Origin of the sequence: Labrys sp. LIt4 (genome assembly GCF_017813775.1) — a bacterium.
In the GTDB taxonomy this organism is placed as follows: Bacteria; Pseudomonadota; Alphaproteobacteria; order Rhizobiales; family Labraceae; genus Labrys; species Labrys okinawensis_A.
In genome coordinates, this window is the sequence record NZ_JAGIPY010000005.1 from 216,435 (window position 1) to 238,144 (window position 21,710).

General features: G+C 64.8%; 21 protein-coding genes. 9 read left to right on the top strand and 12 right to left on the bottom strand.

The genetic code is table 11. From position 1 onward, the window contains the following. Positions 1-40 precede the first annotated feature (40 nt). The 7 genes from J8I29_RS11700 (at position 41) to rnhA (ending at position 7,752) form a co-directional block, all read left to right on the top strand. Positions 41-1,792 (top strand): ABC transporter permease subunit, encoded by a 1,752-nt coding sequence (locus J8I29_RS11700; RefSeq protein ID WP_209431771.1) that lies wholly within the window; start codon positions 41-43, stop codon positions 1,790-1,792. Positions 1,793-1,810: 18 nt separating this feature from the next. Continuing rightward, positions 1,811-3,145 (top strand): nitrate/sulfonate/bicarbonate ABC transporter ATP-binding protein, encoded by a 1,335-nt coding sequence (locus J8I29_RS11705; RefSeq protein ID WP_209431772.1) that lies wholly within the window; start codon positions 1,811-1,813, stop codon positions 3,143-3,145. Between the two features lie 223 nt (positions 3,146-3,368). Then, on the top strand, positions 3,369-4,439 hold the full coding sequence (locus tag J8I29_RS11710) for an ATP-binding protein (protein ID WP_209431773.1): 1,071 nt from the start codon (positions 3,369-3,371) through the stop codon (positions 4,437-4,439). Between the two features lie 4 nt (positions 4,440-4,443). Beyond that, positions 4,444-5,094, top strand: a complete 651-nt coding sequence (locus J8I29_RS11715) for a response regulator (RefSeq protein ID WP_209431774.1) — start codon at positions 4,444-4,446, stop codon at positions 5,092-5,094. Positions 5,095-5,156: 62 nt separating this feature from the next. Further along, positions 5,157-6,146, top strand: coding sequence for a 4-hydroxy-3-methylbut-2-enyl diphosphate reductase (gene ispH / locus J8I29_RS11720; protein ID WP_209431945.1), 990 nt, complete (start codon positions 5,157-5,159; stop codon positions 6,144-6,146). A gap of 170 nt (positions 6,147-6,316) precedes the next feature. Next, on the top strand, positions 6,317-7,282 hold the full coding sequence (locus J8I29_RS11725; protein ID WP_105862486.1) for a homoserine kinase: 966 nt from the start codon (positions 6,317-6,319) through the stop codon (positions 7,280-7,282). After that, positions 7,279-7,752, top strand: coding sequence for a ribonuclease HI (gene rnhA / locus J8I29_RS11730; protein ID WP_209431775.1), 474 nt, complete (start codon positions 7,279-7,281; stop codon positions 7,750-7,752). The genes J8I29_RS11725 and rnhA overlap by 4 nt, the downstream gene beginning before the upstream one ends. A gap of 39 nt (positions 7,753-7,791) precedes the next feature. Here the strand turns inward: rnhA and J8I29_RS11735 are convergent, their stop codons facing one another. The 3 genes from J8I29_RS11735 to J8I29_RS11745 form a co-directional block, all read right to left on the bottom strand. Next, positions 7,792-8,151 (bottom strand): hypothetical protein, encoded by a 360-nt coding sequence (locus J8I29_RS11735; protein ID WP_209431776.1) that lies wholly within the window; start codon positions 8,149-8,151, stop codon positions 7,792-7,794. Between the two features lie 369 nt (positions 8,152-8,520). Further along, positions 8,521-9,003: a peroxiredoxin gene (locus J8I29_RS11740; protein WP_209431777.1), complete on the bottom strand. Its 483-nt coding sequence runs from the start codon at positions 9,001-9,003 to the stop codon at positions 8,521-8,523. A 96-nt stretch (positions 9,004-9,099) separates the two neighbouring features. After that, positions 9,100-9,942, bottom strand: coding sequence for a protein-disulfide reductase DsbD domain-containing protein (locus J8I29_RS11745; RefSeq protein ID WP_209431778.1), 843 nt, complete (start codon positions 9,940-9,942; stop codon positions 9,100-9,102). 167 nt (positions 9,943-10,109) lie between these two features. Here J8I29_RS11745 and J8I29_RS11750 point away from each other — a divergent pair, with 167 nt between their 5' ends. Further along, positions 10,110-10,727, top strand: coding sequence for a YqgE/AlgH family protein (locus J8I29_RS11750; RefSeq protein WP_068291605.1), 618 nt, complete (start codon positions 10,110-10,112; stop codon positions 10,725-10,727). A gap of 87 nt (positions 10,728-10,814) precedes the next feature. On the opposite strand, the gene J8I29_RS11755 is transcribed toward J8I29_RS11750, so the two are convergent. Further along, positions 10,815-13,661: an EAL domain-containing protein gene (locus J8I29_RS11755; RefSeq protein ID WP_105862608.1), complete on the bottom strand. Its 2,847-nt coding sequence runs from the start codon at positions 13,659-13,661 to the stop codon at positions 10,815-10,817. A gap of 424 nt (positions 13,662-14,085) precedes the next feature. Here J8I29_RS11755 and galU point away from each other — a divergent pair, with 424 nt between their 5' ends. Continuing rightward, positions 14,086-14,961, top strand: a complete 876-nt coding sequence (gene galU, locus J8I29_RS11760; protein WP_209431779.1) for a UTP--glucose-1-phosphate uridylyltransferase GalU — start codon at positions 14,086-14,088, stop codon at positions 14,959-14,961. A gap of 75 nt (positions 14,962-15,036) precedes the next feature. On the opposite strand, the gene J8I29_RS11765 is transcribed toward galU, so the two are convergent. The 8 genes from J8I29_RS11765 to J8I29_RS11800 form a co-directional block, all read right to left on the bottom strand. Then, on the bottom strand, positions 15,037-15,429 hold the full coding sequence (locus J8I29_RS11765; protein ID WP_105862479.1) for a cupin domain-containing protein: 393 nt from the start codon (positions 15,427-15,429) through the stop codon (positions 15,037-15,039). 54 nt (positions 15,430-15,483) lie between these two features. Further along, complete coding sequence (locus tag J8I29_RS11770) at positions 15,484-16,071, bottom strand: GNAT family protein (RefSeq protein ID WP_105862478.1); 588 nt, start codon at positions 16,069-16,071, stop codon at positions 15,484-15,486. A gap of 7 nt (positions 16,072-16,078) precedes the next feature. Then, positions 16,079-17,338 carry a pitrilysin family protein gene (locus J8I29_RS11775; RefSeq protein ID WP_105862477.1) on the bottom strand — a complete coding sequence of 420 codons (1,260 nt, stop codon included), beginning with the start codon at positions 17,336-17,338 and terminating at the stop codon, positions 16,079-16,081. Beyond that, the gene (thrC, locus tag J8I29_RS11780) at positions 17,335-18,747 is read right to left on the bottom strand and encodes a threonine synthase (protein WP_209431780.1); all 1,413 of its coding nucleotides are present in this window, start codon (positions 18,745-18,747) and stop codon (positions 17,335-17,337) included. Before thrC ends, J8I29_RS11775 begins: the two co-directional genes overlap by 4 nt. 280 nt (positions 18,748-19,027) lie before the next feature. Then, the gene (locus J8I29_RS11785) at positions 19,028-19,783 is read right to left on the bottom strand and encodes an SURF1 family protein (protein ID WP_209431781.1); all 756 of its coding nucleotides are present in this window, start codon (positions 19,781-19,783) and stop codon (positions 19,028-19,030) included. Beyond that, positions 19,780-20,157 carry a DUF983 domain-containing protein gene (locus J8I29_RS11790; RefSeq protein WP_105862474.1) on the bottom strand — a complete coding sequence of 126 codons (378 nt, stop codon included), beginning with the start codon at positions 20,155-20,157 and terminating at the stop codon, positions 19,780-19,782. Before J8I29_RS11790 ends, J8I29_RS11785 begins: the two co-directional genes overlap by 4 nt. Positions 20,158-20,221: 64 nt before the next feature. Further along, a complete protein-coding gene (locus J8I29_RS11795; RefSeq protein ID WP_105862473.1) occupies positions 20,222-21,058 on the bottom strand; it encodes a cytochrome c oxidase subunit 3 in 837 nt (278 codons plus the stop codon). A 31-nt stretch (positions 21,059-21,089) separates the two neighbouring features. Beyond that, entirely contained in the window at positions 21,090-21,710 is a 621-nt protein-coding gene (locus J8I29_RS11800) for a cytochrome c oxidase assembly protein (RefSeq protein ID WP_209431782.1), read from the bottom strand.

The window sequence follows — 21,710 nt, forward strand, 5'->3', positions numbered from 1 at the left end:
ATTCCGCCTTCCCCGACCTTGCCTTCCCACGAGGTTCGCCATGGTTTTTCTGCCCCATGACCGGTCCGGTCAGCGCTCCGTCGCGGCTTTCGCCCGCGGGCGCCTCCTGCCCAATCTCTATGATGTGATTGCCTGCGGGCTAGTGATCGCGCTCATCGCCCTGGTGCTGCATGGCGCCTCTGCGATGGAAACACCGCTGGACGCCCTCTCCGTTTCTCCGGTTTCGCTCGATCCGGCCCGTCTGCCGGACTATGCGCTGCGCACCACATTGCGCATGTTCGCCGCCATCATCGCCTCGCTGGTCTTCACCTTCACGGTGGCCACGCTGGCGGCCAAGAGCCGGCGGGCGGAGCTGATCATCATCCCGGCGCTTGACATCCTGCAGTCGGTTCCGGTGCTCGGCTTCCTGACCTTCACGGTCACCTTCTTCATGGGCTTGTTTCCCGGCAGCCAGCTCGGAGCGGAATGCGCCTCGATCTTCGCGATCTTCACCAGCCAGGCCTGGAACATGGCCTTCTCCTTCTACCAGTCCCTGCGCACGGTGCCCGGCGACCTAGACGAGGTGAGCCGTGGCTTCAGGCTGTCCGGCTGGCAGCGCTTCTGGCGCCTCGAGGCGCCGTTCGCGGCGCCGGGGCTGATCTGGAACACCATGATGTCGATGTCCGGCGGCTGGTTCTTCGTGGTCGCCTCCGAAGCGATCACGGTGGGCGACACCACCGTGCAGCTTCCCGGTATCGGCTCCTTCCTGGCGCTCGCCATTGACCAGAAGAATTTCGTGGCGGTGGCATGGGCCGTGGCGGCCATGGCCATCCTGATCGTGCTCTACGATCAGCTCCTGTTCCGGCCGGTGGTGGCCTGGGCCGACAAGTTCCGCGTCGAACAGACGGCCAGCCAGCAAAGGCCGCGCTCCTGGGTCTATGACCTCGTCCGCCACACCCGGCTGATGAAGCGCCTGGCCGCCCCGCTGGTCTGGGGCTGGCAGCGCCTGATGCTGGTGGGTGCCGGACGATCGGGACGGGCATCCTTTCGCCGCGCGTGGGCGGCTTCGCCCTGGATCGACCGCCTGTGGCTCGGCCTCGTTCTGGCCGTCACGGCCTGGGGGATCTTCCTGGCGATTGCCTATATGTGCCAGACCCTGTCCTGGACCGATGCCCTCGAGGCGCTGGGCGGCGGACTGGTCACACTGCTGCGCGTCATCGTTCTCATCGCGGTGACAAGCCTGATCTGGGTTCCCATCGGCGTGCTGATCGGCCTGCGCCCGGCTCTGGCCGAGCGGGTCCAGCCCCTGGCGCAGTTCCTCGCCGCCTTCCCGGCAAACGTGCTGTTTCCCTTCGCCGTGATCGCCATCGTCGCGACCGGGGCAAGCCCGGACATCTGGCTGTCGCCGCTGATGGTGCTGGGGACGCAGTGGTACATCCTGTTCAACGTCATCGCCGGCGCGAGCGCTTTTCCCACGGACCTCAGGGAAGCGGCCTCGATCTACCAGATCCGGTCCTGGACCTGGTGGCGCCGGGTGATCCTGCCGGGAATCTTTCCCTATTACGTGACCGGCGCTCTCACGGCCTCCGGTGGCTCCTGGAACGCCAGCATCGTCGCCGAATTCGTGAATTGGGGAAACACCAGGCTCCAGGCCTACGGCCTCGGCTCCTACATCGCCAGGGCGACCGAGGCGGGAGACTTTCCGCGCGTCGTGCTCGGCATCGCCGTGATGTCGCTCTTCGTCACCACGTTCAACCGCCTGCTGTGGCGCCCGCTCTATGTGTTCGCGGAACGCCGCCTGCGCCTCGACTGAATTTCCGGAGATATCGCCATGAATGCTCCCGTCACCATGAATGCTCCCCTCGCCATCAAGAATGCCCCGCTGGTTTCGGTCCTCGGCGTGCGCCAGACCTATGACAAGGGCGGATCGAGCCCGCTTGTCGTGCTCGACAGGGTCGACCTCACGCTGCAATCCGGCGAAATCGTTGGCCTGCTCGGTCGTTCCGGCTCCGGCAAGTCCACGCTGTTGCGCGCGATCGCCGGCCTGATCCGGCCCAGCGAGGGCAGCGTTTCCTTCCGTGGCGAGCCGGTCAGTGGCACAAGCAGCGGCATTTCGCTGGTCTTCCAGAGCTTTGCCTTGTTCCCCTGGCTCACCGTGCAGCAGAATGTCGAACTCGGCCTCGAGGCGCAGGGGGGTCTGCCGGCCGAGCGCCGCAAGCGGGCTTTGGCTGCGATCGACCTGATCGGGCTCGACGGCTATGAGAATGCCTATCCCAAGGAGCTGTCGGGCGGTATGCGCCAGCGCGTCGGCCTCGCCCGGGCGCTGGTGGTGCATCCCAGGCTGCTCTTGATGGACGAGCCCTTCTCGGCCCTCGACGTGCTCACCGCCGAGACACTGCGCACGGATCTGCTCGATCTGTGGTGCGAGGGCCGAATGCCGATCGAGGCCATCCTGATGGTCACCCACAATATCGAGGAGGCGGTGCTGATGTGCGATCGCATCCTGATTTTCGGCTCCAATCCGGGCCGGGTGATCGGCGAGGTCCGTGTCGAGCTGCCACAGCCGCGCAACCGGCTCGATCCGGCCTTCCGGGCCCTGGTGGAGGACATCTATGCGCGCATGACCGCCCGTCCGGGTTCGGTTCCGGCGCGGGAGGGGCTTTTCCCCGGCACCGGCATCGCCATGGTGCTGCCCAAGGTTTCGTCCAACGAACTCGCCGGCCTGATCGAAGCGGTGGCGGCCGGCCCCTATCACGGCAAGGCGGACCTGCCGCCCCTAGCCGCCGGCCTGCATCTGGAGATCGACGAGCTCTTCCCGGTGGCGGAGACCCTGCAGCTGCTGCGCTTTGCCGAGCTGGAGGGCGGTGATATCCGCCTTACGGCCGCCGGGAAGCGCTTTGCCGAAAGCGAGGTGGACGAGCGTAAGCGCCTGTTTGCACAGCAATTGGCGACCTATGTGCCGCTTGCGGCTCATATTCGCCGCATCCTCGACGAAAGGCCGAGCCATCGGGCATCCGCCCGCCGCTTTCGCGACGAATTGGAGGATCACATGTCGGAGGACTATGCCGCCGGTACCGTACGCGCCGTGATCAGCCTCGCCCGCTATGCCGAGTATTTCGCCTATGACGAAGCGGCGGATCTTTTCACGCTGGAGAACCCGAGCTGAACGCCTGGCGACGCGGCGCCTTTTCTTTCGCAACCAAGTGCTGCCGCCGGAGACGAGAGGCTTGCTTCGCATGGCTGGAGGCCTCAACAAGGTGGGCGCGGTGCTGCTGCGCCGACATCTGCAGTGGCATTCCCGCCATCGTGCCTGACGGATGAGGCCGTGGGTTCAGCGCCGGCGGCGGTGGTGGCGCGGGACAGCCCTTCCATCATGGGGAACGCAGCCGGTGAAACGCGAACGCCTGGGATCGACCGTCGACATGCCGCTGCTGTGGTTCGCCATGGCCGGGCTGGCCTTGCTCATTTTCGTGGCCGATACGGTCACCGACCTGGAAATCGCCGTCGCGGTGCTGCATGTGGTCGTGGTGCTGATCTCGGTCTGGACGGGACGGCCGCGGACCGTGCTGATCGTCGGATTGGCCTGCAGCCTGCTGACCGTGCTCAGCTTCTTCATGACGGTGAGAGGCGATACCGAGGCGGGTATCGCCAACAGCTCCCTCAGCCTGGTGGCCATCGGCGCGACTACCTATCTCGCCATCCGGATCGAGCTTGCCGATCTCGCCGTGCGCCGCGCAGAGGCGGACCTCGCCCGCATCTCGCGCATCACCATGCTGGGTGAACTCACGGCCTCCATTGCCCATGAGGTCAGCCAGCCCCTGGCGGCCATTGGCGCCAGCAGCAATGCTGCGCTGCGCTGGCTCTCGGCCTCGCCGCCCAACCAGGCCGAGGCCCGGCATGCCCTCAATCGGATCGTGGAAGCCGCCGAGCGGGCGGGCGAAGTGGTGGAAAGGGTGCGTCGCCTGGTGCGCCGTGCCCCTCCATCCCGCGAGCTCGTCGACATGATCGAGGTGATCGACGAGACACTGGCCTTGATGCGGGGCAAGCTGCGCGCGAACGCGATTGCGCTGCGGACAGAATTGCAGCATGGCGTGGTGCCGGTGATGGGCGACCGGGTTCAACTGCAGCAGGTCCTGCTCAACCTCATCGCCAATGCCGTCGAAGCGTCGCTGGAAGCGGAACAGGGAAATCGGGAGATAACGGTCAATGCCTCCGCCGATGAGGGGGAGATCAGCATCGGCGTTACCGATACCGGCCGTGGCTTGTCGGCGCAGGCCATGGACCATGTCTTCGATCCCTTCTTCACCACCAAGGAGGACGGTATGGGCATCGGATTGGCCATCAGCCGTTCCATCGTCGAAGCGCATGGCGGGCGCATAGAAGCCAGGGCCGCCGCGCCGCATGGAAGCACCTTTCGCTTTACTCTGCCGCTGGCGCGAGAGCGCAGACGCAAGGATTAGACCCATGCAAGGATTAGACCTGTCGGAAGAGATCGCGACTGTCTATGTGGTGGATGATGATCCCATGGTGCGGGATGGGCTGGACAGCCTGCTGAGATCGGTCGGCTACCGCGTCCGCTGCTTCGCCTCACCCCGCGAGTTCATGCAGTATCGGCACTCGGAGGGAGCGTCCTGCCTGGTGCTCGACATACGCATGCCCGGACAGAGCGGGCTCGACTTCCAGGCCGAACTGGCAAGGGCCGGGGATGCCATTCCCATCGTGTTCCTGACAGGCCACGGCGACGTGCCGATGTCGGTCCGGGCCATCAAGGCCGGTGCCATGGAATTCCTGCTCAAGCCCTTCCGTGAGCAGGATCTTCTCGACGCCGTGGCCGCTTGCCTGGACAAGAGCCGAGCACAGAGGGGCGAGACGGCCTTGGTGGAGGATTTGCGCCGCCGCTATGCGACCCTGTCGCAGCGCCAGCAGGAGGTTATGGCGCTGGTGGTGCAGGGCTTGCTCAACAAGCAGACGGCCGGGGAACTGGAGTTGAGCGAGATCACCGTGAAGATCCATCGCGGCCAGGTCATGCGCAAGATGCAGGCCAACACGTTGGCCGATCTCATCCGCATGGCGGACCGCCTCGGGCTGCCCGCCAAACCGGCGGGGCGGGGATAGCGACGGCGATGTCGCCAAAGCGCTTGACGCGCCTTGCGGCGCAGCCCCATATCCGGGCCGAGATGATTGCTGAAAAACCCGCCCTCACCATTCTGCTCTGCTCCCCGCGCGGCTTCTGCGCCGGGGTGGTCAGGGCGATCGACGCCGTCGAGCAGGCCCTGAAGATCTATGGCCCGCCGGTCTATGTGCGCCATGAGATCGTGCACAACAAATATGTGGTCGAGAACCTCAAATCGAAGGGCGCGATCTTCGTCGAGGAGCTCGATGAGGTGCCTGAGACCCGTGCGCCGGTGATCTTCTCGGCGCATGGCGTCGCCAAATCGGTGCCGGCAGCGGCCGCGAGCCGCAATCTCTTCGCCATCGACGCCACCTGCCCGCTGGTGACCAAGGTGCACCGCGAGGCCGAGATCCACCACAAGCGCGGGCGCGAGATCGTGCTGGTCGGGCATCGCGGCCATCCCGAGGTCATAGGCACGATGGGGCAGCTACCGGACGGTGCCGTCAGCCTGATCGAGACGGTCGCCGATGTCGCCGCCTTCACGCCGTCCAATCCGGATGCGCTCGCCTATGTGACCCAGACCACGTTGTCGGTCGACGATACGCGCGACATCGTGGAGGCGCTGAAGGTCCGTTTCCCCTCGATCGTCGGCCCGCACAAGGAAGACATCTGCTACGCCACCACCAACCGCCAGGAGGCGGTCAAGGCCGTGGCGCCGCGGGTGGAGGCCTTCATCGTAGTGGGGGCGCCGAACTCCTCCAATTCGCAGCGCCTGCGCGAAGTGGCGGAGCGCTCGGGCTGTCTGATCTCGGAACTGGTGCAGCGCGCTTCGGATATCGATTGGAGCCGGTTCGGCTCGCTGAAATCCCTGGGTGTCGCCGCCGGCGCCTCCGCACCCGAGATCCTGGTCGAGGAAATCCTCGACGCTTTCGCGGAACGCTATACCATCACCGTCGAGACGGTCTCGACGGCCGACGAAAGCGTGTTCTTCCCGCTGCCTCGGGATCTGAGGGAGAACGACATGCGTAAAATCGCAGAAGATGTTGGCCGCTGATGGCCGTTTACGCCGCTCCGCCCGTCATTCCGCGCGCGATGCAGCATGCAATGCTGCGCCGCAGACGCGGAACCGCCCTGAAACTGCATTCCATTCGGCAAGCGATTCCGGATCTGCGGCGCAGCATTGCATGCTGCCCTGCGTCCGGGATGACCCGATGAGCTGGTACGATGGCCGTTTATACCGAAGTCAATGACGAGGATCTCGCCTGTTTCGTCGCCGAATACGACATCGGTGGGGTACTGGCCTGCAAGGGCATCGCCGAGGGTGTCGAAAACACCAATTACATTCTGCGCACCGAGAAGGGCGCCTATATCCTCACCCTCTATGAAAAGCGGGTGAGGCGGGACGACCTGCCCTTCTTCATGGCGCTGATGGAACATCTTTCCGCGAGCGGCGTGACCTGCCCGACCCCGATCCGGCGGCGGAACGGCAAGGTGCTGGGGGAACTCGCCGGGCGGCCTGCCGCGCTGATCAGCTTCCTGGAAGGCGTCTGGATCAAGAAGCCCAATGTCGAGCATTGCGGCGCCGTCGGCCGCGCCCTCGCGGCCATGCACAACGCCACGCTGGGCTTCCCGATGGAGCGGCCCAACGCTTTGTCTCTCGCCGGCTGGGAAACGCTCTACAGCCAGGCGGATGGCCGGGCCGACAGCGTGCAGGCCGGGCTCGATGCCGCCATCGCCGAGGAACTCGCCTTTCACCGGGCGCATTGGCCGCAGGGGCTACCGACCGGCGTCATTCATGCCGATCTCTTCCCCGACAATGTCTTCTTCCTCAAGGGGCGCCTTTCGGGCCTGATCGACTTCTATTTCGCCTGCACCGACATTCTCGCCTATGACGTCGCGATCTGCCTGAATGCCTGGTGCTTCGAACCCGACCACGCCTACAACGCCACCAAGGGCAGGGCGCTCCTGGCCGGCTATCGCGCGGTCAGGCCGCTGTCGGATGCCGAGATGGCGGCCATGCCGGTGCTGGCCCGGGGCTCGGCCCTGCGCTTCATGCTGACGCGCCTGGTCGACTGGCTCAACGTGCCGCCCGGCGCCCTGGTGAAGCCGAAGGACCCGTTGGAATATTGGAAGAAGCTGCGCTTCCACCAGCGCGTCGCCGGCCCGGCCGAATACGGGTTCGACCTATGACGGTAAAGAAGGTGACGCTCTATACCGATGGCGCCTGCTCCGGCAATCCCGGCCCCGGCGGCTGGGGTGCGATCCTGATGTTTGGCGAGCACCGCAAGACCCTGTGCGGCGGCGCCCTGGAGACCACCAACAACCGCATGGAACTGCTGGCGGCGATCGAAGGGCTGGAAGCCCTGAAGCGCGGCTGCGCCGTCGACCTGCACACAGACAGCCAATATCTCAAGAACGGCATCACCGGCTGGATCCATGGCTGGAAGCGCAATGGCTGGCGCACCGCCGACAAGAAGCCGGTGAAGAACGAGGACCTTTGGCGCCGCCTCGATACGGCGCTGGAGCGCCATGAGGTCGAGTTCCACTGGGTGAAAGGCCATGCCGGCCACCCGCTCAACGAGGAGGCCGACCGGCTCGCCCGGGAGGGCATGGCGCCCTATCTGCAGGAGAAGCGGGACAGGGCGGCGGCGCTGTCGTGATGCGAACGCTGTTGCAAATCCAGCAACGCCCCAGTCTACTTACTCAATGGGATCGAAGCCACTCTCTCCCTCATATGGGTTGATACCCGAGAAGAACCACTGAGCCAGATCATCCAAGCGCGTGCAGGCTTTCTGATAATAGTCTTGCGTGTACGTCCTTGGAAAATTCGGATGATCGACCCAGCTGCGGACGAACCACTGAGTGTACCAGAACCCTTCGGCCATCCATCGGTCAAGGACCTGCGTGCTTTCATGCTCCCTGCAGCATGCCTGCATTGCTGAAACCAGGTTTCCGAATGCTTGTCTGTCCCATTGTAAGTCGCTGCGCAGCCGCAGCACAAAAGATCCTTCGCCGGCTTGGAATTCGCGCTGCAGTGTTTGAAGATAGCCTTCCGACACGTGATCTCCCCGGATCGACCAAACTCAGCGATGACTTTAGCGTCTGACACCAACGATGTCGTCGAAATCAGGAATTTTGCAATAACGCATATCCCATTGAGATGAGCTTTGGTACGCCAGCGGGATCGCAATGGACCGTGAAAAAGTCGACACCTTGATCTTGGGTCTCACTGCATTGTCGAGCCCGACCAAGGCGTTATCGAGACCTGGCAATATGGTCTGGAGATGCTTCTCGCTCACGGCACGGACGGCCAGGATGATCTCCTGACCTTGCATTTCTACGTTACGGCGCCCACATTTTAGCAGTACCACATAGGTCGGCTGACCCAGTCCCATCTTCCGATGGAACTGGGAGAGCAGCCCTCCTAATCAGATCGCCCCAAGCAGCGTCTCGGCGCCGGAAATGTCGAGCTTGCCGCCGTCGTCGAGGTTGAGCACCTTCACCACGCCATCTTCCACCAGCATGGCATAGCGTTGCGAGCGCACGCCCAGGCCTGCGGCGACGCGGTCGAGCTCCATGCCGGTCGCCTTGGCGAAGTCGCCGCTGCCATCGGCGAGGAATTCGATCTTGCCGAGGCCGCCCGTGGCCTTGGCCCAGGCCTGCATGACGAAGGCGTCGTTGACGGCGGTCACCGCCACCGTGTCGACGCCCTTGGCCTTGAAGGCATCGTAATGTTCCAGATAGCCCGGCAGGTGGTTGCGGTGGCAGGTGGGGGTGAAGGCGCCTGGCACGGCGAATAGCACCACCTTCTTGCCGCCGAAGATGTCGGCCGTCGTCTTGGCCTCGGGCATGTCCTGCGTCACCAGACGGAAGGTCACATTGGGGAGTTTGTCGCCGGGCTTGATCGTCACTGCTATCTCCTTTGGTGACGCCATGGCGAAGGCTGCCCTGTCATCCCGGGCGCCTCTGCGCGGTCGGGATGGCCGGATCGCTGCCATGACGAGAGTCTACGGCAACCGATATAGGCTTTCGACGCCGGCCTCGCCAGTCGAGAGCGTGAAGCGCAGCTCGTTTCCGGCGAGGGTCGCACCCTTGGGCAGGCCTTCGAGCGGCAGCACGAAGCTCTGGGGATTGGCCTTGTCCGCCTTGTCGGCCGGTTCCGGCATCGGCAGGTACCATTTCATCGGCCCCTCCACGAACAGGGCCGAGGCGGAGGGGGCGCTGACATCGATGGTCAGGCGGGCCGGATTGGTTGCGGTATCCAGGCGGACCTGCTTGATGGCGAGGGTTTCAGTGGCGCCGATCTCACGCGATACCGGTACCTTCTTCAAGGCTTGCTCGATCTCGGCGCTGCCTTCCCCTTTTTGTGTGCCCGGCGAGAGGATGACGTCGGCACTGCCCTTGGCCGGCACGCAGATCGTCTTGCAGGCGGCGTAGTCGAGGCCGAGGGCTAGCTTGACCGGCTTGGACGGATCGATCGCGCTGATCCTGAGGGGCAGCACGACTTCATCGTGATAGACGGCCGATGACGCGCCTTCCTGATCGTAGCGGCTCGGCGCCGGCCAGAGCACCGTCACCTCGCGCAGGTTCTCCGACCTGGACCAATCGAAGGTCGGGGGAATGCCGGCATCGCCCGGATTGCGCCAATAGGTCTTCCAGCCCGGCGCGAGCTGAATCGCCAGGCCGGCCAGTCCCTCGGGATGCGCCTGGCCGGGAAGCAGCTGAATGGCGGCGTGTGGATCCGACTGGCTTGGATCCGACTGGCTTGGATCCGACGAGCCGGCCTCGGCCGGCAGGGCGCAGCAGGCGAGAAACCAGGCGAGCACGAGAAGGGTTAGACGGTTGAGCATTCGGGTCGCTTGCGGGTCCAAACAGAGATTGTCGGCAGACGGATAACTGCGAATGGCCAATAGCGCCATGCACGAAGGCGTGACACTCTTGTGAAGCCTGCCACGGGCACTTCGCCAAGGTTGGCCAAATTTATGCCTTAACAAAGCCGATACGATGCGGCACCATCATGTCCATGACAGGGTATATTCCATTCGGCAGCGATTCATCCGGCGGATTTCTCGACGGCAAGATGCTCGTGGCTACGCCGTCCATGCAGGATGAGCGCTTCGCGCGCACGGTGATCTATATCTGTGCGCATTCGTCCGATGGTGCCATGGGCATCGTGGTCAACCAGCCGGCCAAGAACATCCGCTTTCCCGATCTGCTGAAGCAATTGGGCGTCATCGATGGGGTTTCGGATATGCGTCAACCGCGAGGCGCGCCGATCCGCATCGTCAATGGCGGCCCGGTCGAATCCGGCCGGGGATTCGTGCTCCATACCAATGACGTCTTCATCGACAATTCGACCATGCCGATCGAGGACAATATCTGCCTGACGGCGACGCTCGACATTCTGCGCAGCATCGCCATCGGGGAGGGGCCGGAACAGGCCTTGCTGGCGCTGGGTTATGCCGGCTGGGGCGCCGGGCAGCTGGAACGCGAGATCCAGGCCAATGGCTGGCTGCATTGCGATGCCGATCCGGGGCTGCTGTTCGACGACCAGGTCGACACCAAATATACCCGGGCCCTGCGCAAGCTCGGCATCGAGCCCGGCCTGTTCTCGCGGGATGCCGGCCACGCGTAAGCCCTGGGACCGCCGGCTTTCAGCCGGCTCTTGGAACCGCTACGAATTTAGGATGGGAAGAGCCGGCTGAAAGCCGGCGGTCCCGGGCTACGCCCTCAGCCGCACCGGCCCGGCGATCAGCCTGCGGGCCTCCTCCGCCGTTACGGGATCGCCGAAGGCCTCGCCCTGGGCGAACTGGCAGCCGAGCTCGCCCAGCTCTTCGGCATCGCTGTCGGCCTCGGCGCCATCGGCGATGATCTCCATGCCGAGATCGCCAGCCATCGCGATGATCGAGCGCAGGATCACCGGCCGGCCGCGGTCGCCTTCCTTGACGAAGCTCGGATCGATCTTGAGCATGTCGAAGGGGAAGCGCTGGAGATAGGACAGGCTGGAATAGCCGGTGCCGAAGCCGTCCATGGCGAGGCCCACGCCGAGATCGCTGAGCTGGGCCAGGATCTGTGCGGCATATTCGGGATTTTCCATCACCAGGCTCTCGGAGACCTCGAGCTTGAGCGAGCCGCGCTCGATGCCCGCCCGGGCCATCACCGCCTTGATGTCCTGCACGAGGTCCTGCCGCAGCAATTGCCGGCTGGAGATGTTGACCATGCCGAACAAGGGCGGCTCGACCTCGACGAGGCGCTGCCAGATCGAGAGCTGGCGGGCGGTGCGGTCGAGCACGAACAGGCCGACATCGACGATCAGCCCCGTCTCCTCGGCCATGGCGTTGAACTCGCCTGGCGGCAGGCGGCCGAGCTTGGGATGCTCCCAGCGCACGATCGCCTCGAAGCCGGCAATGGTGCGATCCTGCAGGCGCACCACCGGCTGGAACAAGACCTTGAGCTCGTCGCGTTCGATCGCCCGTCTCAGATCGGCTTCCAGGGAGGAACGATCCGGCCGCTCGACCCGCATGGCCGCCCGGAAGATCTCGATGCGATCGCCGCCGATCTTCTTGGCGTTGTACATGGCGATCTCGGCGTCCTTGATCAGTTCGTCCGCCTTGACCGGAGCCTGGGGATCATACATCGCCACGCCGATCGAGGCGGTGAGGAAGATCTCGCGGTCGGCCACGGCGATGGGCGCGCGCAGCGAGCGGCGAATCGACTCGGCGAAGGCCGATATCCGCTCCGGATCGGGTTCCGACAGCAGAAGCACGCCGAACTGATCGCCGAAGATGCGGCAGACACTGTCGCGGGGCTTCATGAGGCGCGAAAGACGGCGTGACACCGTCAGCAGGATCGAATCACCGACGGAATGGCCGACGGCATCGTTGACCTGCTTGTAGCGGTCGAGGTCGAGGATCAGCACGGTCGGCTTGGTGGTGCCGTCCTGCTTGGCCTGGATCAATGCCGCTTCCAGCCGGTCGGTGAAGAGCTCGCGGTTGGGCAGGCCGGTCAGATTGTCCCTGACGGCATCGTGCAGCAGGCGCTCCTCGGCCGTCTTCTGCTCGGTGACATCGGAGACGGTGCCCACGCAGCGCACCACCTCGCCGTCGGAACCGACCACGGGCCGGGCCTTGAGGTTGAGCCACATATAGTGGCCGTCGGCGGCCCGGATGCGGAAATCCAGGCTGACCCGGCCGCGGCGCTGGTCGATCACCGCGTCGAGTGCGGTGCGGAAGCGGTCGCGGTCGAAGATATGCACGAGTTCAAGCCAGTCGGCGGCAGGCCCGTCGAGCGCACCCGGGGCGACGCCGAGCAACTGGTCCGCCTCCGGGCTGACATAGATGCGATCGGCCGGCACGTCCCAGTCCCAGACCACATCGCCCGAGCCGGTGAGGGCGAGGGCCTTGCGTTCGGTATCGGTCATCAGGCCGGGCGCGAAGGCGCTGCCGGCAAAGGCATGCTGCATCACCGTGAAGCCGATCAGCATCACCACCAGCACCAGGCCGCCGGTGAGGGCCGGCTGCACCAGGTCGTTGGTGAGATGGCCCATGATGGTCAATCCCGCCGCCGCCACCCAGCCGAGCAGCAGCGTCCAGGTGGGTATCAGCATCACGGCCCGGTCATAGCCGTAGAAGGCCAGCAGCAGGATGATCAGGAGGCCGACGACGGCCAGGGTGGCGATGGAGATGCGGGCGACGCCGGCGGCGACGGGGGCGTTGATCACCGCCAGGCCGACGAGGGCGGCGAGGGCGGTGAGCCAGAGCGCCGAGACCACGGAGTAGCGCACATGCCAGCGGTTGAGATTGAGATAGGCGAACAGGAAAACGAGGAGCGTGGCCGAGAAGACCGCCTCGGCACCCGCGCGCCACACCCTGTCTCCATCCGGCGGAATGGCGAGGAATTTGTGCAGGAAACCGAAATCGATGGCCAGATAGGCCAGCACCGCCCAGGCCAGCGCTGCGGCCGCGGGAAACATCGCGGTGCCCTTCACCACGAAGGCGATGGTTAGGAACAGGGCGAGCAGGCCGGCGATGCCGAGCACGATGCCCTTGTAGAGGGTGAGCGAGTTGACCTTGTCCTTGTAGGCGTCGGGGTCCCACAGGAAGAGCTGGGGCAGCTTGGAGGTGCGCAATTCGGCCACGAAGGTCACGCGCGAGCCCGGATCGAGCGTCACGCGGAAGACATCGGCGTCGTCATCCTCCTGCCGTTCGGGCTGGAAACCCTGGCTGGGCGTGATTTCCGCGATGCGCGAGGCGCCGAGATCCGGCCAGACCAGGCCCGAGCCGACCAGGCGGAAATGCGGCGCCACCACGATGCGGTCGATCTGCTCGTCCGTGGTGTTGGCGAGGGCGAACACGATCCAATGCGGATTGGCGCCCGGCTGTTTCGAGCGCACCTCGATACGGCGCACGATGCCGTCGGCGCCGGGAGCGGTCTGGATCTGGATGCGGTCACCCTGGCTGGAATAGCTTTCGACGGCGGGCAGCAGATCGATGGCATCGACCTCGCCGTTGACGTCCACCGGTTCCAGGGCATGCGCAACGCCGCCGACCATCGCCATGACGAGCATCATGACTACAGAGGCTGCGACGACGCGAATGAACTGCAACATACGATCTCCAGCCAGGCGCCCGGCGCCCCTCGCGCCTCACCCTGGTTCATCTCACTTCGAAGGGCCTGCCCACCTGCCACTCAATTGTGTCGAGAAGCAGTAGCCAGCAATGCGAAATTGGGCAAGCTGCGCCGATCGGATTCCTGTTGGCGGAATCAGAGGGGATGATGGAGGCTGGCCTCTTGCCTCCCATCGCTCCGGCGGGCAGAAATCGGTGGGAAGTTGTTGGTGATTTCGGATCCACCTCATTTTTGACGCTTGAGGCAGGCAAGGGCGAGATTGCTGCAAGGCCCGAGTCTGAGTAGGGTCTTATAAACCGTTCCTTCATCCGAGGGGGCAATAAAAACAACCAACCTTCCCCAAGGGCACGTATCAAAGGTTTCCAATGACGCGCATTCGCAAAGCTGTATTTCCCGTCGCCGGCCTCGGCACGCGTTTTCTGCCTGCCACGAAGTCGGTGCCCAAGGAGATGCTCACCGTGGTGGACAAACCCGTCATCCAGCATGTGGTGGATGAAGCCCGCGAAGCCGGCATCGAGCACTTCATTTTCGTGACCGGCCGCAACAAGGGAGTGATCGAGGATCATTTCGACATCGCCTTCGAACTCGACGCCACGCTCAAGGAGCGCGGCAAGATGGAGGCCTATGAGGAACTGCAGCGCGCCCTGCCGGCCGCCGGGCAGACCAGCTTCACGCGCCAGCAGGCCCCGCTCGGCCTCGGCCATGCCGTCTGGTGCGCGCGCGAGATCGTCGGGCGCGAGCCTTTCGCGCTGCTGCTGCCCGACATGCTGCATCACGGCAAGGGCAAGGGATGCCTGGCGGAGATGGTGGAGGCCTATGACAAGGTCGGCGGCAACCACATCGCCGTGTTCGAGGCGCCGGAGGACCAGACGCATCAATATGGCATCGTCGGCAAGGGCGAGAGCGTCGGCGGCAATGCTTTCGAGATCACCCAGATGGTGGAAAAGCCCAAGAAGGGCACCGCGCCTTCCAACCTGGCGGTCTCCGGCCGCTACATCCTGCAGCCCGAGATCTTCGATCTCCTGGAAAAGCAGGAGCGCGGCGCGGGCGGCGAGATCCAGCTTACCGATTCCATGCTCAAGCTCGCCCAGGGTCAGAAATTCTACGGTTCGATCTTCAAGGGCCGCATCTACGACACCGGCATGAAGATCGGCTTCCTCACCGCCAATATCGCCTATGCGCTCGAGCGCGAGGGCCTTGGCGACGAGCTGAGGGCCGAGCTGAAGGCCCTGTTGGGCTGATGAGGTTCTGAATGAAATGGCCCGGGAAACCGGGCCATTTTTCTGGGTGCGGACTTCGTGTCGCGATGTCCGGCCTCAATCGGAAAATTCGTAGATCACGTCTGAAAAGCGGCCTGTCGGGAAGACATAGAACAGTCGGAGCTCGGCATCGCCTTCGTTGCGCAGCGAGTGCCAGGCCTGGCCGGGAATGAAGATCGCCGCTCCCTTGCCGACGGGGCTCTCCAGGCCGTCGACCGTGAGCACGCCGTTGCCTTCCAGGATGAAATAGAGCTCCGCTTCGGCGTGGCGGTGCGGTGGGTTGGTGCCGCCGGGCGGCAGGATGGCGATCCCCGCGCTGAGGCTGTCCGTGGGCGTGATGTCCGCGCTGAACAGCGTGTGCCAGGCCACGCTCCCCTTGGCAGGATCGTCCCAGGCCTCCCGCGGCCGCTCTTCCGCCCGGGTGATGACGGTCTGCGATGCGCCGGTCATGATGCCCTCCGCGTGGTGATGGCCGTGAAGTTGCGATCCGGTCCCCGGAAGGCCTCAGCGGATCTCGTCGCTCGACAGGATGGCGTAGAGCAGATGGTCGCGCCAGGCGCCGGCGATGCACAGATAGGAGCGGGCATAGCCCTCGCGGATGAAGCCAACGCGCTCCAGGAGACGGATCGAGGGGCCGTTCTCCGGCAGGCAGGCGGCTTCCACCCGGCGCAGGCGCAGCGTGCCGAAGGCATAGGGCAGCAATGCGCGCACGGCGTCGCTCATCAGGCCCTGGCCGGCATGAGCCTGGCCCATCCAATAGCCGAGCGAGCCGGTCTGCGCCACGCCGCGGCGGATCTGGCCGAGCGTGAGGCCGCCGACCAGCGCGCCGTCATCGGAGCGGAAGATGAAGAAGGGGTAGGCGGCGTCCGCCCTCGCATCCTGGCCATAGCGCTTGATCCGCGCCCGAAAGGCTGGGCGGGTCAGGTCGTTGGGCGGCCAGGTCGGCTCCCACGGGCGCAGGAATTCCCGGCTTGCGCCCCGCAAGGCGGCCCAGGCCTCGAAATCGCGCATTTCCGGGGCCCGCAACTCGACCTTCTCGCCACGGACCGGCGGTATGACGTCGGCGAAGGAGAAGGGCCGCAGGAAGGACATGCACGCCTCATGCCGCCAGATGGCTGCGGATCTTGTCGAGGCGGGGCAATGTCCTGACAGGGCCGAGCGCCGCCAGGGTCGGCGGCGAGGCCAGCACGGCCTCGCCGGCCTTGCGGACGTCGTCGGCGGTGACCGCGTCGATCTTGGCGATCAATTCCGCCGGCGGCAGGGGCCGGCCCCAGATCAGCATGTGGCGCGCCATCTGCTCGGCGCGCATGGCCGAGGATTCGAGCGCCATCAGAAGGCCTGCCTTCATCTGCGCCTTGGCACGGGCGATTTCGGCTTCGGTCGGAGCCGAGGCAGCGGCAGCCACGGTATCCAGGATCACCGGCACGAGATCTTCGAGGTCTTCGGCGCCGGCGCCGGCCGATATACCGAAAATGCCGGTATCCGCATAACCCCACTGAAAGGCATAGACCTGATAACACAGGCCTCTTTTCTCGCGCACCTCCTGGAACAGGCGCGAGGACATGCCGCCGCCGACCAGATTGGTGAAGATGCCGAGAGCCGGGCTCAGGTCATCCTTGTAGGAACGGCCGCCAAAGCCGATCAGCACATTGGCCTGCTCGTGATCGGTTTCCATCACGTCCTCGCCGCCGCGATAGATCGCCGAAGCGGGCTCCGGGCCGCTGCCCTCGGGCAGGTGGGCGAACAGGCGGCCCGCCTCCTCGACGACGCGATCATGATCGACGGCCCCTGCTGCGGCGACCACCATGCGGCCGGCCCGGTAATGGGTGTCGAGATAGGCCTGGATCGCCTGGCGGTCGAACGACATCACCGTCTCGGGCGTGCCGAGGATGGGGCGGCCGAGGGGCTGGTGCGGAAATGCGGCCTGGTTGAACATGTCGAAGACCAGGTCGTCCGGCGTATCCTCGACGGCGCTGATCTCCTGCAGGATGACGTTCTTCTCCCGCGCCAGCTCGTCGGAATCGAAGACGGATTGGGTGAGGATATCGGCCAGGATGTCGAAGCCGAGGCCGACATCTTCCTTCAGCACACGGGCGTAGTAGGCGGTCTGCTCGCCCGATGTCGCGGCATTGAGTTCACCGCCTGCGCTTTCGATCTCCTCGGCGATGCGCTTGGCGTCACGGGTTCGCGTGCCCTTGAATGCCATATGCTCGAGGAGATGGGCGAGGCCATGCTCCTTCTCGCCTTCCGAGCGGGCGCCGGCGCCGGCGAAGACACCGAGCGAAGCGGTCTCGAGATGGCTCATCGCGTCGGTGACGACGGTCAGGCCCGAGGGGAGGTGGGTCACTTCGACGCTCATGCGGCGGCACCCTGTGCCGCGCGGGAATGCTTGCGGACGAAGGCCTCCAGCACTCCAAGGTCATTGGGCAGGACGGTAAAGCGCTCGGGCCGCTCATAGAGATCGGCAAGAGCATCCGGCAGCTTGGGTTCGACGCCGGAGGCATCCTTGACGGCGGTTGGGAACTTGGCTGGATGGGCGGTGCCGAGCACGACCATCGGCACGTGGCGATCGGGTTCGGCTTTCCACGCCGCCATCACGCCGACGGCCGTGTGCGGATCCAGAAGATAGCCGGCATTGCGCCAGACCATCCCGATCGTCTTGCCGACCTCCTTCTCGTCGGCGCGCTCGGCGTCGAACTCCGCACAGATGGCGTCATAGGCGCCTTCGTCGATCTCGAAGGCTCCGGACTGGGCAAGGTTGCCCATCAGGCGGCGCACCTGGCCGGCATCGCGGCGATAGGCGTCGAAGAGCAGCCGTTCGAAATTGGAGGAGACCTGGATATCCATCGAGGGAGAGGAGGTCTCCGTCACGCCGCGCGCCTCGTAGACGCCGGTCGCGATGGTGCGCGCCAGGATGTCGTTGACATTGGTGGCGATCAGGAGCCGCTCGATCGGCAGGCCCATGCGTTTGGCGACGTAGCCGGCGAAAATGTCGCCGAAATTGCCCGTGGGCACCGAGAAGGACACTTTGCGATGCGGTGCGCCCAGGGCCACCGCGGCGGTGAAATAATAGACGATCTGGGCCACGATGCGGGCCCAGTTGATGGAATTGACACCCGACAGGCCGATCTCGTCGCGGAATTCAAGATGGTTGAACATCGCCTTCAACTGCGCCTGGCAATCGTCGAAATTGCCCTCCAGCGCAACCGCATGGACATTGGCGGCATTGACCGTGGTCATTTGCCGGCGCTGTACCTCGGAGACGCGGCCATGCGGATAGAGGATGACGATGTCGACCTGTTCGAGGCCGCGGAAAGCCTCGATGGCGGCGCTGCCGGTGTCGCCCGAGGTGGCGCCGACGATGGTGGCGCGCTTGTTGCGGGCCTTCAGGGCATGATCCATCAGCCGGGCGAGCAACTGCATCGCCACGTCCTTGAAGGCGAGGGTGGGGCCGTGGAACAGTTCCTGCACGAACAGATTGTCGCCGATCTGCACCAGCGGCACGACGGCCGGATGGCCGAAGCTGCCATAGGCTTCCTGGATCATCCGGCGCAGGGCCGCCGGCTCGATCTCACCGCCGACGAAGGGCGAGATCACCGCCTCGGCCACTTGCCAATAGGGCTTGCCCGCAAAGGCGGCGATCTGGGCGTGGGACAGAACCGGCCAATGCTGCGGCACATAGAGCCCGCCGTCGCGGGCAAGACCGGCGAGCAGGGCATCGCAAAAGCCGAGAACGGGGGCTTCGCCCCGCGTGGAGACATAGTGCACGGTTCTATCCTTTCGGTGCCGGAAGCGCCGCCGATGCCGGCCGCGCGCCGTCCTGGACACAAGTCTTCATCCTGTAATCCGCCCGGGGCCGGCGGGCAAGGCGCGTATCGCCGCCTGCTGGCTTGAATGCGCCGCTCCTGGCCCCGATCACCGGCCTATTTCATCGTCATTGCGGGCGCAGCGAAGCAATCCTGATTTCATCAGGGCGGAAAGACTGGATTGTTTCGCTGCGCTCGCAAGACGACATTCCAGCCCGCTAGACCATACTTGGCGACGCGGCCTAGCTTTTTGAACTCCGCCGGTAGCGCAGGACGAAGGCGATGTAGACCCCGACAAGGCCGAGGGCGAGACCGAACCAGGTCAGCGCATATTGCAGATGGTTATTGGGGAAGGTGAGAATGGTCTCTCCGCCCTGGGGCAGGCCGCCGGGGGCGCTGGCATCGGCATCGATGAAGAAGGGTGCGACCCGCGTTAACCCCTCGGCCTTGGCAATGCCGGCGATGTCGCGCGTGAACCAGTTGCCGGCGAGGGGATCGTCCGCTGGCGTGAAGAGATTGCGGTCCTCAGTCCAGCGGGCGAGGCCGGAGACGGTGACGGGGCCCGCGATCTGCCCGGCTTGGCGGCTGGCGGGATCCTTGGCGCTCTCGGGCACGAAGCCGCGATTGACCAGGATGGTGGAACCATCGGGACGGATGAGCGGCGTCAGCACCCAATAGCCCACGCCGCGAAACCGCCCTTTGGCATCGGGCAGATTGGTGAAGGAGCGGATCTCCTTGGCGTGGTCGAAGGTTCCCGAGACCTGCCAATGCCGGTATTCGAGACCGTCCCGCGTCAGGTGCGGCCAATCGGCCTCGGGGGGCGGAGCGACCGGAGCCGCCGTGGTGCGGTCGGCAATCTCCTTGAGCAGGCCGAGCTTCCACTGCAGACGTTCGAGCTGCCAGATGCCGAGACCGACCAGGAAGGCGCCCATCACCAGCATCGAGATCGTCAGCGCCAGGAGCGAGCGCGGACGCGAGGAGAGTGCGGACCCCGTCATTCTTCCAGCCGGCCCTCGGCCGCCTTGTTGGTGTATTGCAGGGCGACGAGGACGCCCTTCATCCAGCGCAGCAATCCCAGACAAACAGCGAGGGAAAGCGGCAGCCAGAGAATGACGTGCACCCAGACCGGGGGTGAGAAGGTGAATTCGACATAGACGGCCGCGCCCAGCAGGATGAAGCCAGCGACCAGAATCACCAGGACGGCCGGCCCATCGCCCGAATCGGCAAAGCTGTAGTCCAGGCCGCAAGCGCTGCATTTCGGCTTGAGGCTGATGAAGCCGTCGAAGAGCTTGCCCTGGCCGCAACGGGGGCATTTGCCGCGCGAGCCGGTCTGGAAGGGTGAAAGCGGCGGGTATTGGTGATCTTGCGGCATCGCGAGGCCCCAAAAGGAAACGGCCGGGTAACCCCGGCCGCCTCGTTGATCGTATGAAGGCGGCTCAGCCGTGCACGCCGCCGGGACCATAGCCCCAGATGTAGATGCAGGCGAACAGGAACAGCCAGACCACGTCGACGAAGTGCCAGTACCAGGCGGCGAATTCGAAGCCGAGGTGATGGCGCTGGGTGAACTGGCCCAGATTGGCGCGCAGCAGGCAGACCGCCAGGAAGATGGTGCCGACGATCACGTGGAAGCCGTGGAAGCCCGTGGCCATGAAGAAGGTCGAACCGTAGATGTGGCCCGAGAAGGAGAACGGCGCGTGGGCATATTCATAGGCCTGGCACAGCGTGAAGATCACGCCGAGAACCACCGTCAGGATCAGGCCGTTCCTCAGGCCCTTCTGATCGCCTTCGAGCAAGGCGTGATGGGCCCAGGTCACCGTGGTGCCGGAGGTGAGCAGGATCAGCGTGTTCAGGAGGGGCAGATGCCAGGGATCGAGGGTCTCGATGCCCTTGGGCGGCCAGACGCCGCCCGTCAGCGCGGTGCGGGCGACCTCCGCCGACTCGCCGGGGAAGAGGGCGACGTCGAAATAGGCCCAGAACCAGGCGACGAAGAACATCACTTCCGACGCGATGAACAGCATCATGCCGTAGCGGTGATGGAGCTGCACCACCGGGGTGTGGTCGCCCTCGGAGGCTTCCTTGATGACGTCCCACCACCACATCAGCATGGTGTAGAGCACGCCGATCAGGCCGACGCCGAACACCAGGGGGCCGTAGGAATATTTGTGCATCCAGGTGATCAGGCCGATGGCCAGAACGAAAGCCGCCATCGAGCCGACGAACGGCCACGGGCTCGGGTTGACGAGGTGGTAATCATGGTTCTTGGTCTGAGCCATGGCTTTCTCCAGATGCCGGTCGCCCGGGAACTTATAACTGCGGTTTGCTCGACGTGTCGGTTTTCGGTTCGGCCGCCGCGAGCGGTGTCGCGGGAGGCTTGGCCGGATAGTAGGTGTAGGAAAGCGTGATCGTGCGCACGCCGGCAAGATAGTCGACCTTGTCGATCGCGGGATCGACGAAGAAGACCACCGGCAATTCCTGGCTCTCGCCCGGTCCCAGCTTCTGGTTGGTGAAGCAGAAGCACTGGATCTTCGAGAAATACGCACCGGTTTCCTGCGGCGTCACATTGTAGGCGGCCGCGGCATAGGTGGTTTCCGAGGAGAGGTTGGTGATCTTGTAATAGACCGTCTTCACCTCGCCGGCCTTGACCGTCACCGAACGCTGTTCGGGCTCGAACTTCCAGGGCAGGGCCGGGTTGATGTTCGAATCGAAACGCACTTCGAAGCTGCGGTCGAGGATCTGGCCCGGGGCCGCCTCGGCGACGCGCGTGGTACCCGCAAAGCCGGTGACCTGGCAGAACAGCGTATAGAGCGGCACGGCGGCATAGGCCGCACCCACCATCGATGCCACGAACGCGATGCAGGACACCGCGATCACACCATTGCCGACCTTGGGGCGCGCAGGGGAGGACTTGTCGGGCGTTCCGGCCAT